This is a genomic window from Pseudovibrio sp. SCP20 (genome assembly GCF_057774105.1).
Map to the genome: position 1 here is coordinate 180,597 of NZ_JBYMDH010000004.1, position 16,506 is coordinate 197,102.

At 49.7% G+C, this 16,506-nt stretch carries 14 protein-coding genes; 11 read left to right on the forward strand and 3 right to left on the reverse strand.

Annotated elements, in window-relative coordinates; all coding sequences use genetic code 11:
- The first annotated feature begins 1 nt into the window (after position 1).
- From AC3CB2_RS16650 to AC3CB2_RS16685, 8 genes are all read left to right on the forward strand, one after another.
- Complete coding sequence (locus AC3CB2_RS16650) at positions 2 to 997, forward strand: hypothetical protein (RefSeq protein ID WP_488393238.1); 996 nt, start codon at positions 2 to 4, stop codon at positions 995 to 997.
- Positions 984 to 2,054, forward strand: a complete 1,071-nt coding sequence (locus tag AC3CB2_RS16655; protein WP_352934529.1) for a glycosyltransferase family 4 protein — start codon at positions 984 to 986, stop codon at positions 2,052 to 2,054. The genes AC3CB2_RS16650 and AC3CB2_RS16655 overlap by 14 nt, the downstream gene beginning before the upstream one ends.
- On the forward strand, positions 2,044 to 2,940 hold the full coding sequence (locus AC3CB2_RS16660; RefSeq protein WP_352934531.1) for a glycosyltransferase family 2 protein: 897 nt from the start codon (positions 2,044 to 2,046) through the stop codon (positions 2,938 to 2,940). The genes AC3CB2_RS16655 and AC3CB2_RS16660 overlap by 11 nt, the downstream gene beginning before the upstream one ends.
- Positions 2,940 to 3,548, forward strand: a complete 609-nt coding sequence (locus AC3CB2_RS16665; RefSeq protein ID WP_352934533.1) for a nucleoside/nucleotide kinase family protein — start codon at positions 2,940 to 2,942, stop codon at positions 3,546 to 3,548. Before AC3CB2_RS16660 ends, AC3CB2_RS16665 begins: the two co-directional genes overlap by 1 nt.
- A complete protein-coding gene (locus AC3CB2_RS16670; RefSeq protein ID WP_352934535.1) occupies positions 3,545 to 4,750 on the forward strand; it encodes a hypothetical protein in 1,206 nt (401 codons plus the stop codon). The genes AC3CB2_RS16665 and AC3CB2_RS16670 overlap by 4 nt, the downstream gene beginning before the upstream one ends.
- Positions 4,750 to 5,421, forward strand: coding sequence for a hypothetical protein (locus AC3CB2_RS16675; RefSeq protein WP_352934537.1), 672 nt, complete (start codon positions 4,750 to 4,752; stop codon positions 5,419 to 5,421). Before AC3CB2_RS16670 ends, AC3CB2_RS16675 begins: the two co-directional genes overlap by 1 nt.
- Before the next feature lie 118 nt (positions 5,422 to 5,539).
- The gene (locus AC3CB2_RS16680) at positions 5,540 to 6,778 is read left to right on the forward strand and encodes a hypothetical protein (RefSeq protein ID WP_352934539.1); all 1,239 of its coding nucleotides are present in this window, start codon (positions 5,540 to 5,542) and stop codon (positions 6,776 to 6,778) included.
- A complete protein-coding gene (locus AC3CB2_RS16685; protein WP_352934541.1) occupies positions 6,775 to 7,563 on the forward strand; it encodes a glycosyltransferase family 2 protein in 789 nt (262 codons plus the stop codon). The genes AC3CB2_RS16680 and AC3CB2_RS16685 overlap by 4 nt, the downstream gene beginning before the upstream one ends.
- 228 nt (positions 7,564 to 7,791) lie before the next feature.
- On the opposite strand, the gene AC3CB2_RS16690 is transcribed toward AC3CB2_RS16685, so the two are convergent.
- Entirely contained in the window at positions 7,792 to 8,823 is a 1,032-nt protein-coding gene (locus AC3CB2_RS16690; protein WP_352934544.1) for an AraC family transcriptional regulator, read from the reverse strand.
- Between the two features lie 532 nt (positions 8,824 to 9,355).
- Between AC3CB2_RS16690 and AC3CB2_RS16695 the strand changes: the two genes are divergently transcribed.
- From AC3CB2_RS16695 to AC3CB2_RS16705, 3 genes are all read left to right on the forward strand, one after another.
- A complete protein-coding gene (locus AC3CB2_RS16695) occupies positions 9,356 to 11,038 on the forward strand; it encodes a LytS/YhcK type 5TM receptor domain-containing protein (RefSeq protein ID WP_352934546.1) in 1,683 nt (560 codons plus the stop codon).
- On the forward strand, positions 11,035 to 11,745 hold the full coding sequence (gene btsR, locus AC3CB2_RS16700) for a two-component system response regulator BtsR (RefSeq protein WP_352934549.1): 711 nt from the start codon (positions 11,035 to 11,037) through the stop codon (positions 11,743 to 11,745). The genes AC3CB2_RS16695 and btsR overlap by 4 nt, the downstream gene beginning before the upstream one ends.
- Positions 11,746 to 11,926: 181 nt before the next feature.
- Positions 11,927 to 13,372: a carbon starvation CstA family protein gene (locus AC3CB2_RS16705; protein WP_352934551.1), complete on the forward strand. Its 1,446-nt coding sequence runs from the start codon at positions 11,927 to 11,929 to the stop codon at positions 13,370 to 13,372.
- A gap of 171 nt (positions 13,373 to 13,543) precedes the next feature.
- Here AC3CB2_RS16705 and cueR read toward each other — a convergent pair whose 3' ends face one another.
- Together cueR and AC3CB2_RS16715 are read right to left on the reverse strand one after the other, a co-directional pair.
- On the reverse strand, positions 13,544 to 13,939 hold the full coding sequence (gene cueR, locus AC3CB2_RS16710; RefSeq protein WP_352934553.1) for a Cu(I)-responsive transcriptional regulator: 396 nt from the start codon (positions 13,937 to 13,939) through the stop codon (positions 13,544 to 13,546).
- 17 nt (positions 13,940 to 13,956) lie between these two features.
- On the reverse strand, positions 13,957 to 16,416 hold the full coding sequence (locus tag AC3CB2_RS16715) for a heavy metal translocating P-type ATPase (RefSeq protein ID WP_352934555.1): 2,460 nt from the start codon (positions 16,414 to 16,416) through the stop codon (positions 13,957 to 13,959).
- Positions 16,417 to 16,506: the final 90 nt, after the last annotated feature.

The following is a 16,506-nucleotide window of genomic DNA, read 5'->3' on the forward strand; positions in this document are numbered from 1 at the left end:
GATGGCACCCGTTCTAGATTTTCACTGCGTTTCAGATAGCCGCTGGCAAGCCTTGTTGGCATTGCGGCAGATCTATCCAACCTACTCGCCAAAACGTAGAGCTTTGTGGTTGCTGAACGCACTTAACCAGATCAGCCTGCGATTATATCCAGTAGGCTTCAAGCTCCTTTCTGATTTTGAGATCAGCCTCCTTCCAACCTTGAAACAGAGCCAGACACGGGCATTTCTTCTACACAAGATGTTTCAGAATGAGCGTGTTTACATCTTTGATTTTGAACCCGAAAACCAAATGATTTCGGTTACCAAGCTGGCTCGGAGTAAGCGGGCTTCTCAAGGATTGGAGCGAGAGGCAAAACATCTAAGCGAAATCGCTGAGCACACAGCCCTTTCGGTACCTGAAGTCCTCAAATTTTCCAGATGGGATGAGGGTGCTCTCCTTCAAGTAAGCGCGGCTCCAAAAGGCTTTCAGATTTATGACAAGACCTTCCCTGTTCCACAGAACTTGCTAGTGGCCATCAAGAAGCTAGAAACGCCGTCCCAATTACCCGCAAAAGAACTCTCTTTCTGGAGGCAAATGTTCGGCCGGATCACAGAACCATCCCTCAAGGCCCTGGCTGATAAGGTTTCCCCCGAGCGGCGGTTTGCAGTTGGAGCTGCGCATGGAGATCTGGGGTCTGAAAACATCTTCACACGCGGCCCTTCCAAAAATCTTGAAGATTTTCTGGTGATCGACTGGGAAGCCTATGACAGCAAAGCCCCAGAACTGACGGATCAGGTTGGATTATGGCTCGGTCAACGGCATCGCAGTTTCAAGTCAATGAAGAAGTTAAACAGAGCTGCACTAGCTCATGCCTTTCTAGAGGATTTTAAAGAAAAGAGCGGTGGCATCGAGGCTGCCTTACTGGCCCTCACATACCTCGCTTACAACGGAATAGATCTGGCTCAATCCTTAATTGGAGATACCGGAGAGTTAAAGCAAACACATGATCTTGCTTGACAATATCATTTTCGAACTTCAGCGTTTTGGTGGCATCTCCAAATACTGGGCGAAAACCATCGAGCGAGTTGATGCCTCAAGTCTCGACATCTCCTTTCTTGAGAGTGATAGTGCCTCCCAAAATTTCTTCCGCTCATGTCTGCGATTGACCCATCCGCAGCAGGCTGAAGATGGCGGGCCAACAATGCGCCGATTGACCCGTTCAAAACAACACTGCGATATCTTCCATTCAAGCTATTACCGCACCTCCCGAAACGCACGCGCTAATGTGGTGACAATCCATGATTTCATGAATGAGAAATTTCCGACCAGCTTGCGTGATAAGGTCTTAGCCTATCTCAAGAAGCAAGCCTGTCGTCGCGCAGATGCTGTTGTCGTAGTTTCTGAGCAGACCCGTCGGGATTTACTGGAAGCGTATCCATTTGTAGATCCAGGCTGCGTTCACGTGACCTACAATGGTGTTGATGAAGAGTTCTATCCCGAACCACTAATCAACTCTTTTGAAGTTGGTGAGAACACCTTTAATCCACGGGACTACTTTTTGTACGTGGGCACTCGAGGATTTTGTAAAAACTTCCCCTTTGTGCTGCGTTTCATGAAGGAAGCCAAAGCTCAAGGGCTGATCGCACCACTCATTCTGGTTGGTGGAGGGCCGCTCTCTCCCAGTGAATGGGCAGAAATTGAAGCCTGTGGCCTCTCAATCAAATCAGTTCAACAACTCACCGGCGTCTCAAATGATGTTCTGCGGCGTCTTTATAGCAACTGCCTGGCTCTACTTATCCCGTCTATTTATGAGGGGTTTGGCCTCCCAGCTGCTGAAGCTGCCCGCTGCGGTTCTCTGGTTCTATCAGCACGTGGCTCAGCACTGGATGAGATAGTCGGTGAAACGGAATATGCTTTCGAGCTATCTCTGGAAGGTGAGGCATCCCGGGTACTACGGCTAGGTCTTCACAATGCAAATGCTGAGCAGGAACGGAAACGTTTGCAAGCCCGTTCATTGATGTTCGACTGGGATGCTTCAACCACGAAGTTGATGGAGATCTACAATGACCTCTAGCTGCGCCTCACAGGAGAAACTTCCGATATCAGTGGTCATTCTGACCAAAAACGAAGAGGACACAGTCGAAGGCGCAATCGCTTCTGCAAAGGCAGACTTTGAGGAGGTCATCGTTCTGGACAGCTACAGCACAGATCAGACTTCAGAGCGTGTAAAATCTGCAGGAGCTGTCTTTGTTCAGAACACTTTCGAAGGCTATGCCAGTCAACGCAACTTTGCTCTTAAAACCATGAGGCACCGCTGCAAATGGGTGTTCTTCCTGGATGCAGATGAACGAATTTCTTCAGAACTCATCGCTGAGCTTCGCGAGAATTTCGCTGAGAAAGCAGCTTCAGTCGGTATGTTCTATTTGAGACGCAAGGATATGTTTGGGGGGCGCTGGATTCGTCGAAGCTCTGGTTACCCTACGTGGTTTGGCCGATTATGCCATGCTGATTTCGTTCATGTAGAACGCGAGATCAACGAGGAGTACCACTGTTCCCGTCCAACCGACCGGCTTGAAGAGCATTTGCTGCATTACCCTTTTGCAAAAGGGCTTTCCCACTGGCTGGAGAGACATAACAGATACTCAAGTGCAGAGGCTACGACCAAGGCGACCCCGAATAACAATAGTGCAAGTGATCCTTTGAGGAGATTGATTTTCTCAAAAGATCCGGGACTTCGGCGAAAAGGGCTCAAACAGATCTACATGAGCCTCCCCATCCGGCCTTTCTTCGGATTTCTATACCTTTACATTCTGCGAGGTGGTTTTTTGGATGGGCTCCCGGGATTACGCTTTGCATTGCTGAGAGCTTTTTATGAACTGATGATCTCAATTAAGCTCGATGAGATCCGTTCCAACACGATTCCAACTGCTACGAAAACCGCAAAGACTAAGCTCTCGTAATGGCGCGCGCGCGATACATCATTGTTTTAGGGCCAGATGGAAGCGGGAAGACAACGGTCGCGGATCAGTTGGCTCATACCCTTGATATTGAGGGCCATTCCGTGACGCGATTAAACTTCTCATTTGGTATCCTCCCATCCATCTCCACGATGCTGAGACGGACCTCACGCAGCCAGAAGCCCGAAGGTACAAGAAATGCAGGTATGGTGAAGCCACTTAGTGTGAGCCGAGCCTCATTGTTGGCTTGTTGGTATGGGCTGGATCATATGTTGGGGCATGTCTATCTGAAGTTCTGCCCCAGAAATGAGATCGTCATTTTCGCGCGGTCTTATCATGACTTTCTATATCAACGCGCTTACATCAACCTGCCACGCATTATTCCTCGCTTGTTTATAGCCCTTGGACCAAAGCCAGATTTGCTTACAACCCCTCTGCGTGATCCTAACGTCATTCACGTACAAAAGCCTGAACTGACGGACGAAGAGATTAAGCAGCAATATGCTCGCATATCCAAACGAATGCACCGCTACCGTTACTTTTCAAGTGTCGACGCAACACGCGGGATAAAGCAGACCGTTCTAAGCTTGAGGGCATTGCTAAAGCTATGAATGCCTCTCGTGCTGTTTTGTCACTTACCGAGCAGATCTTTGCTTCTGGCTTCAATTTTCTCCTTTTTCTGTGTGTTGCTCGTTTGTTAAGCGGCGAGGAACTGAGCATCTTCACAGCGATGTTTTCTCTCAACCAGAGTTTTTCTTTCTTTCTTTTTGGCCTGGTCTTGTTTCCGGTATCCTCAGCTTCTGGAGCTGATACACCCAAGCAAATCGGGATTGCCTTAGTGCTGCTGGTAATCCTGCTTTTAGGATTTGCACTGCTGGCGCCTCTAACAACTTACGCCTTTGATAGTTTGAAAGATCACGCCAGTTTGCAGCTTTGGTTTTTGTCTGTCAGTTTCTTTGCTGGACAGTGTTGCTATGAGGTAGGTCGTTGGCTTTGTATTAGATTGCACAGTGTTCTAGCTGCTTTGCCAGTGACCCTTTTTCGGTTTACATCCTTCTTTACTGCGCTCCATTTACTCTCATATTGGCAACTAAATGCAGGACATGTGATTGTTCTGCAAACATGTATCAGCCTGACAGCAGTTGGATTCTATGTTTGGCTGCTGCGAGGTTTTCGGCACAAAATTGCTTGGGCTCTACCTGATCGAACAATCTTCAAGCATTTAGCAACTTTTGGAAACTCAGTAGTTTCTTTTGCCGCAAACTTCATCGTTGTTTCACTAGTCGATAGAGGTTTGGGCGGTGGAGGACTTGCTGCTTTTCAAGCTATCCGTTCTGCAACCAATCCGATTGGTTTGGTCAGCCAGGTGCTCGACAATCATTTTTCAGCAGAGTTTTCTCGATCTGGACAGAGAATGGGCCTTCATAAGCACATTCTTCTCGTTGCAGTCTCAGGGGCAATTTTGCTGTTCCTGCTTTCGTTTGTATTCGCGAGAGAAATCACCGAGATTCTCTTTGCCGGACGTTTTTCTGAGTATTGGAGTTTGGTGCCTCTGCTGCTTCTTGCCTCTCTCTGTCATGCAATAACGCGACCGGTTTTCGTTGGCTGGAGAGTGAGCAACAGAACGAAGTCATTAAACGCCTACAGCTTTCTGGTTTTTATGGTCGTAACGCCAATCTTACTCATCACCGGCCTAATAGGGCATACCTATGTAATGATTGGTGTCTTTGCGCTCTTACCAATGACTGCATTACTCATCGAGTTTCTTCGGCATCCTGCGGAGAACAGGAGACTAACCCAATTAAAGCCTTGATGTCAGACACCGAGATACTCGCACCTACGCTTCTCGCAAGGGTTCTCGGTTCCCTGCGCAAGACAGCGGTTTTTGTTGTGCTTCGTAACTATGAGAACTTGCCTTCAAGTTGGGGTAACGACATCGATATTCTTGTTGCTCCAGAAGATCTGACACGAGCTCATGCGATTGTCATTGAAGAGATAAAAGCGAGTGTGTCGTCAGGCATCAAGGCAGAGATCATGCAGCGGCTTAACTTTCGGGCGACGCGCGTTGCTTGTCATGATCGTGAGCTTCACATCGATCTCTATTCAGCAATGAGCAAAGCGTGGCTAACATATGCGAGCACAACGGTTATCTTAAGAGAACGCAAAAAAAATCATGGTCTCTTCGATACGCCTGATCCTTTACACGAACAACTATTGATCGCAGCAAAAGAGCTTTTCTCCTATGGGCAAATACGTTCTCGATATCACTCAGGATTAACTGGTCATGATTTCGACGAAGCCATTTGTGTTGCTCAGGAGCTGTTTGGTGATCGGATTACGAAGGATGGGCGCGAGTTAATAGCACGTGCACTCGTGGATCCCTCTGTGAAGGGGCGCCCTCAACCAAGCCCACACAATTGGTTTCAACTTATACAAGCATTGCAATGGGTCAGAAAGCGGCATCAAGGCTGGGTACCAGCTTAACTCAACTGCCTTGAACCTGGCACTGTTTCGCAGGTGTGTTCACTCATGGGAGTGATCTTCTCCCAAAAATTGTATTGAACTCTAAGTCCACAATCTCAAAGAGATCGCATCAATTATCATGCAAACAAGACGCCCTAAGGCCATAAGCTTTGCCGCTCTTGTAGTGGTGTTCCTGCCGGTCATCAGCATCTCATTAAACAGTCCGCTGATCACAGGAGAGTTGCAAAGCTTAATCTCATCATCGCGCCATCTTTTGATCTGGCTTGCGGCAATCAGCGTGTTGCTTAATGCATCATGTCTCAGAGATACCAGCATATCCAAAATTGTTGGTGTACTTCTGTTTGCCTCGGTGATCTCAGTCGGCATATGGTTCACAAAGTACGTCAGTGGGGCAGACGTTAGATTGTATGGGCTTTACGCCAGCGTGGAGCCTGTTGCTTTTATTCTATCAGCAGCCGTTCTTGCTGAACGACTGACGGAAGAGAGGCTGATTGCTCTCGGCATCGCGTCCTTGTCTCTCTCTTTGATAACTTTCTTCTTCTTCCATGTTGCCAATGATCTACCATTGCAAACAAACATTTATGGCAGAACGCGTTGGACCTTCGGTTTTTTACATCCGGGCAAACTAGCTCAGGCCCTGTTCTTAGTTATCGTTTTTATTGCACTCTACACGAGGCAGCTGGCAGCCAGAAGCATAAGGATGGTTTTCTTTGTGATGACGGTGAGCTCAATCATTGGCATTTTACTCACCAACACACGGCTCTTTTCACTGGCTTTGCTTATCTTTGCGACATTTCGATTTGCAGAACAGGTCAAAAGAGATCAGGCGATTTATTTACTTCTCTCCGTTTTTTCCATCTTTGTTTTTATCGGGGCACTCATTGCATCCGTATCTTCTGAGGAACTCCTCAGCTTTCTTACCAGCGGACGTTTCTCCTGGTGGATGCTTGCCGTGCAAACCAATCTCAGTGAAACGCCCATTCGCGATTTCCTTTTTGGAGTTTGGGGTGAGCCGATTGGCAATCTGGAAGTTGTCTATCAGAGATCTGCTGAGGCACGCGGGGCGTTCAGGGTTGATAATGCATTCCTAGAAACGTTTATTCTACAAGGCGGCATTGTTCTCACTCTCCTGATTTACGCCTTCTTTCAGCTTTCTGGCCTGCGAAAAGCATATGACCTGTTCAACATCGGTCTCTGGACAATCTTGCTAATTTTTCTTCTCTCAGAATCCGGGCTTTTCTCCATCGGTAACTTCTATGCATTCCTCTGCGTTGCACTCATTTTACATCGGATCCAGCATTTCACTCCCACACATAAACTTGCGACAAGCCCAAGATTACAGGTGGTCACACAATGAAGATTTCTATCATCACTGCCGTACTCAACCGTCATGAAACGATTGCAGATGCTATCCTGTCCACGCAAGCTCAGACATGGAGTGATCGGGAACATGTTATTCAGGATGGAGGTTCAACGGATGGCACACTTAATATTCTCCGCAGCCTTGCAGACGATCACACATGCTTGCGAAGTGAGAGTGACAAAGGAATATATGATGCCATCAATCGCGGCATTTCCCGCAGCTCTAGCGATGTTGTTGGCTTGATGCACTCTGATGATGTGTTCGCACACAATCGTATCCTAGAGAAAGTAGCTGATGCGATGTCTGATCCCGAAATCGACGGCGTTTATGGAGACCTGGAGTATATATCTGCCTCTAACCCACATCAGGTTATCCGGTATTGGAAGTCTGGCCACTATGACCAAGCACGGTTGAAATATGGATGGATGCCCCCTCACCCCACCGTTTACTTGAGACGCTCCGTGTTTGAACGCTGGGGTCTCTATGACACGCGATTTCGCATTTCCGCAGATTATGATGCAATGCTGCGCTACCTGGTTCAAGGGGGGATTAAACTGGCTTACATCCCTGAGGTTCTAGTCAAAATGAGAGTGGGTGGAGAATCCAACCGTTCGCTGGGACGGATCCTACTCAAAAGCCGCGAAGATATGATTGCTATTCAACGCAACTCTGTTGGAGGCGTCGGGACATTACTTTCCAAGAATTTCTCCAAAGTTGGGCAATTCATGCATAGAAGACGGACAACGTTCCCTCTCCCTCATGAAGAGATATGCGCCTAGATATCGGTCTCAGTTAGTACACTTATGTGTGCTTGTGCTTGCTCGGTGCATGGCAGATTTTTCGTAGATCTCAGCATGATGCAAGAGCCTGGAACAAATGGCTTGGCCTAAGCTGTGAGTTGAAACAAATGGCGAGGTTATCACTCAAATTATGACGGTAAGCTTCTTTAAGAGGTGTCGAATCGATAGTAGAAGAAATGGAACTTTCCGGCTCAGGGACACAAAAAATCAGAAGAAAAATGAGGCGTTAAGCCATTGCGCAAAGATACTCTCGCTATATTGTAGATGATGACCTTTAAGTGCAGAAAGTCCCCCCATCACCTCGCTGGGAATAGTACCAAAATGCTCTTTGAAAAAGCGTGTAAAGCTGGTGGCATGCGCATACCCGCATTCTTCCGCTAGCTCCTGAACCGAGAGTGTTTCCTGGCTGGATGTCCGTATCAAACGGATTGCATGTCTCATACGCTGTTCACGCACACAATCATTGAAACCGCCCATAGGCTCCAGCAAGCGATAAAGAGAAGTGCGAGACATCTTCAGCTGTTGTGCTAACTCCGAGCTGGAAAAGTCTACTTCATGAAACCGCTGCCGGATCACATCCAGAGCTTTGAGTTGCCTCGCAGTGTAAAGATCTTTCTGACTAATTTCTCTCGCAGGATTCTGGAAGCGGTTCAGCACATTAGCCGTTAAACCAACAAGACAGTTGATCATCAGATCACCATCCTGCTTAGACATCTGCTCTGCCTGATCCCGAAACAACCGCAGCATGTTCACAACGGCTGCAGCAGTTGGATCAGACGTATCGACGCTGAGAAACGGATACGTGCGGTTCTCCACCAGATACGGAACCAGCAACTGTCGTGGCAAAGCGAGAGTGATTTGCCTGTATTCACCATGCTCGACCGAAAACGAATCTGCCATGTCCTGAATGATTAGTGTATCGGGTTTCAGCTTAAAGCTTTGCTGAGCAGATGTCGTCGTACACCCTGATGTATGCTCGTAAACCTGCACGAACAATACATCCAAACCATCTAATGCAACACGCTGTCGGGATCGGCTAAATGTATGTGCAGTGGCACTAATCGTAGCGATAAAGACTGGGCCAAAGCGCGTTCCTTTAACGTGGGCACGGAATCTTTCCGCCAAAGCCCCTAAAGAAGGAAGAGCCACATCTCCAGAGCCTCCCTGAACACTCTCCTGCCAGTTCTCCCAGTTCATGGACGGAATAACTTTGTGCTCAACCTGTTTTTGCAGAGTCATAAGATACCCATTCACACTTCAAGAGATCTCCTGGCACGCGGTGGAGAGCTCCAGATCAATTCTTAGGAAAGCAAGCAACAATCACACAATTTGAGCGTGTATAGATATGCAAAATCTCTACGACTTGTCGATCATGTATGTATCAGGACTGAATTTTCATGGGCGAGACTGTACTGAGCAGTACTCAGCCTTAGGAAACGAGAGGTTGATTTATTTATCAGGTTAGTTGCTTCTTGCTCCACTTTGCAAAAGCTTGGTTGTACCAACCGTAAGCTTCTACAGCCAAACATAAACCACCTCGGACTTGAGTGCTTATCTTTGGTAGTATTGTGCTGTTAGCGCTACCATCTCCCCCTCGCGACATTTGCGCGCGTTTGGGTGGGGTTGGTGGGGTGTATGTAAAATACCTCAAATATATCAAAATTTTAGAAAACTCGTGCGTTTGGGGGCTGGGTTTGGTAGGTGGATTGAAATCTTAGGGCTTCGCGGTACACTTCGGGGCGCATCCAACAAACAATAATAAAGCCCGCAAATGGCACTTATTCTTCATCTGCTGCAGCAAATGTGTGTGTATTTGGTGATCGTTTACATGGTCAGCAAAACGCCGCTGTTTAAGATCTTCACTGAAGACGCTCCTCGCCTACCGCACAAGGTTCTCATCTACCTTGTGTTCTCCGGTTTTTGCGTGATTGCAACAACATTTGGTGAGCAGGTTGATGGTGCCATTGCCAACACGCGTGCCATGGGTGCGGTTTTGGGCGGTCTGTTGGGGGGGCCGGTTACAGGCTTCCTGATTGGGCTCACAGGTGGTTTGCATCGCTATGGATTTGGCGGATTCACGGATCTCGCCTGCACGATCTCTACAACCTCTGAAGGTTTGCTGGCTGGCATGACAGCCTTTTACCTGCGCACGCATAACAAGCGCGCTTTGTTGTTCCGTCCGATGTTTGTATTTGGGCTCACCTTTGTGGCTGAGGTCGTGCAGATGCTGATCATCCTGATTGTAGCACGCCCATTTGATCAGGCTTTGGCGCTTGTGGAACAGATTGCTCCGCCCATGCTGCTCGTGAACTCTCTCGGTGCAGCCTTCTTCATGAGCATTGTGCGTGATCAGAAGACCATGTTCGACAAGCTGTCCTCAGCGTTTTCGAGTCAGGCGCTGAAGATTGCGGAGCGATGTGTTGGCGTGTTGGCGAAAGGGCTTAATGAAGTCTCTGGCAGCAAAGTTGCACAGATCGTCAAGGACGAGACCAATGTGGGTGCGGTGGCCATTACAGACCGGACCAAACTGCTTGCCTTTATCGGTATTGGATCTGACCATCACAAACCGGGAACGGAAATATCCTCCCGGCTGACGCTGGATGCTATTGAGCAGAACAAGGTGATGTACGCGGATGGGGTTGAAGAGCCTTATGGTTGTTCCCTATCGCCGAGCTGCAAGTTGGGCTCATGCCTTGTTATCCCGCTGCACAGCGATACGGAAGTGATTGGAACAATCAAGCTCTACGAGCAGAAGAATAAGCTGTTCCTCAACATCAACCGCACACTGGGCGAAGGGATCGCCAAGTTACTATCCAACCAGATCCTTTATGGTGAACTGGAAGAGAAGCAGAGCCTATTGACCCGTGCAGAGCTGAAGCTTTTGCAGGCACAGGTGAACCCGCACTTCCTGTTTAACACGCTCAACACGATTGCGATCATCACCAAACGAGATGCAGAGAAGGCGCGTGAGCTGCTGTTGCAACTCTCCAAGTTTCTGCGCATCAACCTGAAGCGTACCTCGGGCCTTGTCACTTTGGGCGAAGAGCTGGATCATGTGGATGCTTATCTGGCGATTGAGAAAGCGCGCTTTCCTGACAAGCTAGCAGTTGAGGTGGACGTTCCCACCGAACTGCTATCCCTCAAAATCCCTGCATTCACTCTTCAGCCCCTTATCGAAAACGCCATCAAGCATGGCATTTCACAGAGCGTTGAAGGTGGCCGTGTTCGCATAAGTGGTGCTTTGGTTGATGGACAAGCGGAGCTGCAGGTGGAAGACGACGCCGGGCTCTACATTCCACCCAAAAATCGCGAAGGGCTGGGCGTGACATTGGTCGATAAACGCCTGAAGAAACAATGGGGTGAGGAGTTTGGCTTGCATATTGAATGGGAAGAAGAGGCTTTTACCAGGGTTTCCATCCATCTTCCCGCACCTGTTCTGGAGGCGGCCCAATGATTAGCTGTCTGATTGTTGATGATGAACCATATGCCCGCGAAGAACTGAAAGATTTGCTTTCCAAAGCCGATGACATTGAGGTTACGGGCGAATGCAGCAATGCTATTGATGCGCTCGGTTTCATCAACAAACACAAGCCGCAACTGGTGTTTCTGGACATTCAGATGCCACGGATCTCCGGCATGGAAATGATTGGTATGCTGGATCCGGAAACCATGCCGCGTATCGTCTTCTCCACGGCTTATGACGAGTATGCGATCAAAGCCTTTGAGCATCATGCTTTCGATTACCTACTGAAGCCCATCGAAGAAGAGCGGCTGGCCAAAACACTAGGCCGTGTGCGTTCTGATCTGCGCCCGCAATTGATGGAAGAGATTATCCCGCAGGAGCTGCAGCACCTGCCTTGCTATCTGGGTAACAAGCTCAAGGTTGTTCCGGTTCATGCTGTTGAGTATGTCTTCAGCGACTTATCTGGCATCCATGTGGCGACCGCTGAGTGTTATGTGCATACCCATCTGACTTTGAAAGTGTTGGAGCAGCGTACCTCTTTGGCTCGTTGTCACCGCCAGTACCTTGTCTCACCGGATGCAATCTCAGAAATTGTACTACAAGAGACCGGAGCTGAAGTGGTGACGCACAGCGGAACCAAGATCCCAGTTTCACGCCGCTACCTTAAGAGCCTGAAGCAACATTTCGGATATTCATGAGTGCGTATATACACTTAGCTTAAGCTTCAGTTCAATTTTGCGTGAAGCTTTTGCATTCCGGTTAACCGCTTATTTGTCTTAAATGCCGCTCACCCGGCCTCTGCTGCCGCTTAGCTGAAACCTCAGCATCTACCTCTTGAAACCAGTCTAATCGCTCCCAGAGATTTGTGGAGGAAGAAAGATGTCCTGGTTTCTCTTGAGTATTGGCCTGCTGTTTGGCGGCTATTTTATCTATGGCATGTTTGTCGAGAAGGTTTTCGGGATTAAGCCGTCTCGCCAGACACCTGCCCACGCACATACTGACGGTGTCGATTATGTGCCTATGTCCACCAAGAAAGTCTATCTGGTTCAGCTGCTGAACATTGCAGGTGTTGGCCCAATTTTTGGGCCGGTCCTTGGTGCTCTTTATGGTCCAGCAGCTATGCTCTGGATCGTTTTCGGCTGCATCTTCGCAGGTGCTGTACACGATTACTTCTCCGGTATGCTGTCCGTTCGTAACAAGGGGCAATCTGTTCCAAACCTGGCTGGTAAGTACCTTGGCAACGGCGCAAAGCACTTCATGAACATTTTCGCGATTGTTCTGCTGCTGCTCGTTGGTGTTGTGTTCGTGTCTGCTCCAGCTGGCCTGCTGGGTCGCCTGACTGGCGTTGATGTCACCATCTTCCTGGTTTGTATCTTCGCTTACTATCTGGTCGCGACCATCGTTCCAGTCGACAAGATCATTGGTCGCTTCTACCCATTCTTCGGCGCGCTATTGCTCTTCATGTCCATCGGCCTGACTGTTGCTCTGATGGTTTCCAGCGAGCATTCCATGCTGCCGGGCGTTGAAGCTGGAGACTTCTTCCAGAACCTGAACCCGAATGACATGCCTCTGTGGCCAGCTCTGTTCATCACCATTGCCTGTGGTGCAATCTCCGGATTCCACGCCACACAGTCTCCTCTGATGGCGCGTTGTATGGAAAACGAGCAAAACGGTCGTTTCGTATTCTACGGTGCGATGATTGGTGAAGGTGTTATTGCAATCATCTGGTGTGCAATTGCGCTTTCATTCTTCGGCGGTGTTGAAGGCCTTGCCGAAGGCATGGGTGGTAACCCTGCAAACCTCGTGTATGAGGCGTCTAACGGTCTTCTGGGTGCTTTTGGCGGTTTCCTCGCCGTGCTCGGTGTGATTGTCCTGCCGATCACTTCCGGTGATACCGCATTCCGCTCAGCCCGTCTGATCCTTGCAGAACTGTTCAACATGCCACAGACAAAACTGCCTAAGCGCCTGATGCTGGCTCTGCCATTGTTCGTTGGCGGCGCTATTCTCACTCAGGTCGATTTCGGTGTGATCTGGCGTTACTTCGGCGTTGCCAACCAGGCGACCGCTGCTCTGATGCTGTGGACCGCAGCTGCTTACCTGCTGCGCCACAACAAGCTGCACTGGATCTGCACCATTCCTGCAACCTTCATGACCACCGTAGTTGTGACGTTCATTCTGAACTCCAGCAAACTTGGTTTCGGTCTACCAATGACGGTCTCCACCATCGGCGGCATCATCACTGCACTGCTAGTTGCTTCAGCAGTCTGGATGAAGGTGAAAGGCAAGGTCGTCGATCACGAAGACATGCTTGAGCCTGGCGAGTAACTCCCCTCCTCTCGCCCAAGCCACAAAACAGCGCAAAGACCCCAGTCTTTGCGCTGTTTTTGTTGTGTTTCATCAACTTAAACTCGGCGAACTTATAACTAGTTAGACAAGCATAGTTTAATACTTCGAAAGAGGTAAATTACTGAAAATGTTCAGTTCTTTTTACCTCCCCTACTCCCTCTTCCCGTCACTCAGGTTATCCAGGATCGGACAATCGGGGCGGTGGTCGCCGGCGCAGGCGTTGATGAGGTGGGTTAGGGTGTCGCGCATTGCGATGAGGTCGGCGATTTTGTCTTCGATTTCCTGTACGTGTTGCTGCGCGATTTTTTTCACATCTGCACTGCCGCGGTCTTTGTCTTCATAGAGTGCCAGTAAGGCCCGGCACTCTTCGATGTTGAAGCCTAGGGAGCGGGCACGGCCAATGAATGTCAGCTTGTGAAGCTCGGTGTCTTCAAAGATGCGGTACCCGTTTTCATTCCGTTTGGGATGAAGGAAGCCAATGTCTTCGTAGTAACGAATTGTCTTGGTCGGGATGCCGGAGCGTTCTGCTACTTCGCCAATATTCATAGTAGTCTCATCCCTTATCAGTGCGTGGTGGCCGCTTTGATCCAGCGTAACCGCAAAGCGTTGGTCAAGACAAACACGCTGGACAGTGCCATGGCACCGGCGGCCAGAACAGGAGACAGCAGTGGCCCACCAAATGGGTATAGCACACCTGCAGCCACCGGGATCAGCAGGGTGTTATAGCTGAAGGCCCAGAACAGGTTCTGACGGATGTTGCGCATGGTCTGCTGGCTGATATGGAAGGCATTGACCACACCGTTCAGATCACCGGCCATCAGCACAACATCAGCTGCCTCAATAGCGACGTCGGTGCCTGTGCCAATTGCGATGCCTACATCGGCAGCAGCCAGGGCTGGGGCATCATTGATGCCATCTCCGACAAAGGCCAGCTTGCCAGCGGCGTTCTTGCGCAGATCTTCCAGCGCGCGCACTTTGCCATCAGGCAGAACCTCAGCAACCACGCTGTCGATACCCAGTTCATTTGCAATGGCATTGGCGGTTTTCTGGTTATCACCCGTGATCATCACCACCTTGAGGCCCAAAGCATGCAGGGCTTTGATTGCATCTGGTGTTGTTTGTTTGATGGGGTCTGCCACAGCAATCACTGCAGCAATTTCGCCATCAAGTGCAACATAAAGCGGGGTTTTGCCCCGAGTTGCAAGAACTGTGCCTTCAACAGAGAGCTGTTCCAGCGAGATGTTTTCACGTTCCATCAAGCGATCTGCACCAACAAGAACGTCACGGCCCTGAACCACTGCACTTACACCGAAGCCTGTCAGGGAGTTGAAACTCTCAGGTTTAGGCAAGGTGATATCGCGCTCCTCAGCAGCTTGAACAATTGCTTTTGCGATTGGGTGTTCTGAGTTCTGCTCCACGGCAGCAACCAGCCGCAAGACATCGTTCTCTTCAAGGCCATCACGCAGAATGATGTCAGTCAGTTCCGGATGACCAGCGGTCAGGGTACCGGTCTTGTCCAATGCAACCACGCCGGTTTCCTGAAGCATCTGCAGGGCGTCACCTTTGCGGAACAGAACTCCGAGTTCTGCAGCGCGGCCTGTACCGACCATGATGGAGGTTGGCGTTGCAAGGCCCATGGCACAAGGACATGCAATGATCAGCACGGCAACACCTGCCACCAGCGCCAGGCTAAGGGCTGGGTCAGGGCCAAACAGGAACCAGACACCAACAGTTAGGATCGCGATGGTGATAACTGCTGGAACGAACCAGGACGTGATTTTATCAACCAGTCCCTGAATTGGCAGCTTTGCGCCTTGCGCCTGTTCCACCATCTGAATGATCTGGGAAAGAACCGTGTCATTGCCCACTTTACTGGCCTGCACGCTGAGCGCACCTGTGCCGTTGATCGTCGCACCTACAACTTCATCACCAGATGCCTTCTCTACTGGGATCGGTTCACCGGTGATCATGCTCTCATCGACAAACGAAGAACCGGAGACAACAGTGCCATCGACCGCAATTTTCTCACCGGGACGGACCTGAATGACATCTCCAACGATGATCTCTTCGATAGGAACTTCGCTTACCACGCCATTGCGTTCAACGCGGGCAGTTTTGGCCTGCATGCCGATGAGTTTTTGAATAGCTTCCCCTGTTCGCCCTTTGGCGCGGGCTTCCAGAAAACGACCCAGAAGAATGAGCACGACAATTACGGCCGCGGCTTCATAGTAAACGTTGACCGTTCCAGCCGGAAGCACCTGAGGTGTGAAGGTTGACACCAGAGAGAATACATAGGCGGCAGCTGTTCCCAGCGCCACCAGAGAGTTCATATCTGGAGCACCTTTGAAGAGAGATGGAAAGCCTTTGGTGTAAAATTGACGGCCTGGCCCGAACAGCACAACCGTGGTCAGGATAAACTGCAGATAGTAGCTGTTCTGCATGCCAAGCGTATCCGCAACAAGCATATGAATGCCTGGGATGAAGTGGCTACCCATCTCAATGAGGAAGACCGGAAGAGCCAGCACAGCAGCCAGAAGCGTCTTGTTTTTGAGCTGACGGATTTCATCGGTTTTACGGTGAGCAGTCTCAGTCGGCTCCGTCTTTTCCAGTGTGGCTGGATAGCCTACGGCTGTGACGAGTTCAGCAATAGTGGTTGGTGTTGTTGCGCCCACGGCATAACGAACGGTTGCACTCTCGGTGGCCAAGTTGACATTCGCTTCCAGAACACCGTCACCAGCTCTCAGCGCCTTTTCAGCGCGGCCAACGCAGGAAGCGCAGTTCAGGTTGGAGACACCAAATGTGATGCTTTCTGAAACGGCTGGGTAGCCAGCCTCTTTTAGCGCATTCGCCACATCCTTGGGTGTGAGGCTGTCATCATAGTTTACCTGCACGCTCTCTGTCGCCAGATTGACGGAAGCATTGATAACACCCGAGATGTTCTTAAGAGCTTTCTCGACACGACCGACGCAAGAGGCGCAATTCATGCCTTCAACTTGCATTTTCAGTGTTGAACTGTGGGACATAACTTCACCATTTCATTGTCTCTTGAGCGCACTCTAAGGCTTCCAGTCACTGGAAGGTCAAGCAAGAAAACTACAATTAGATGGAAAGAG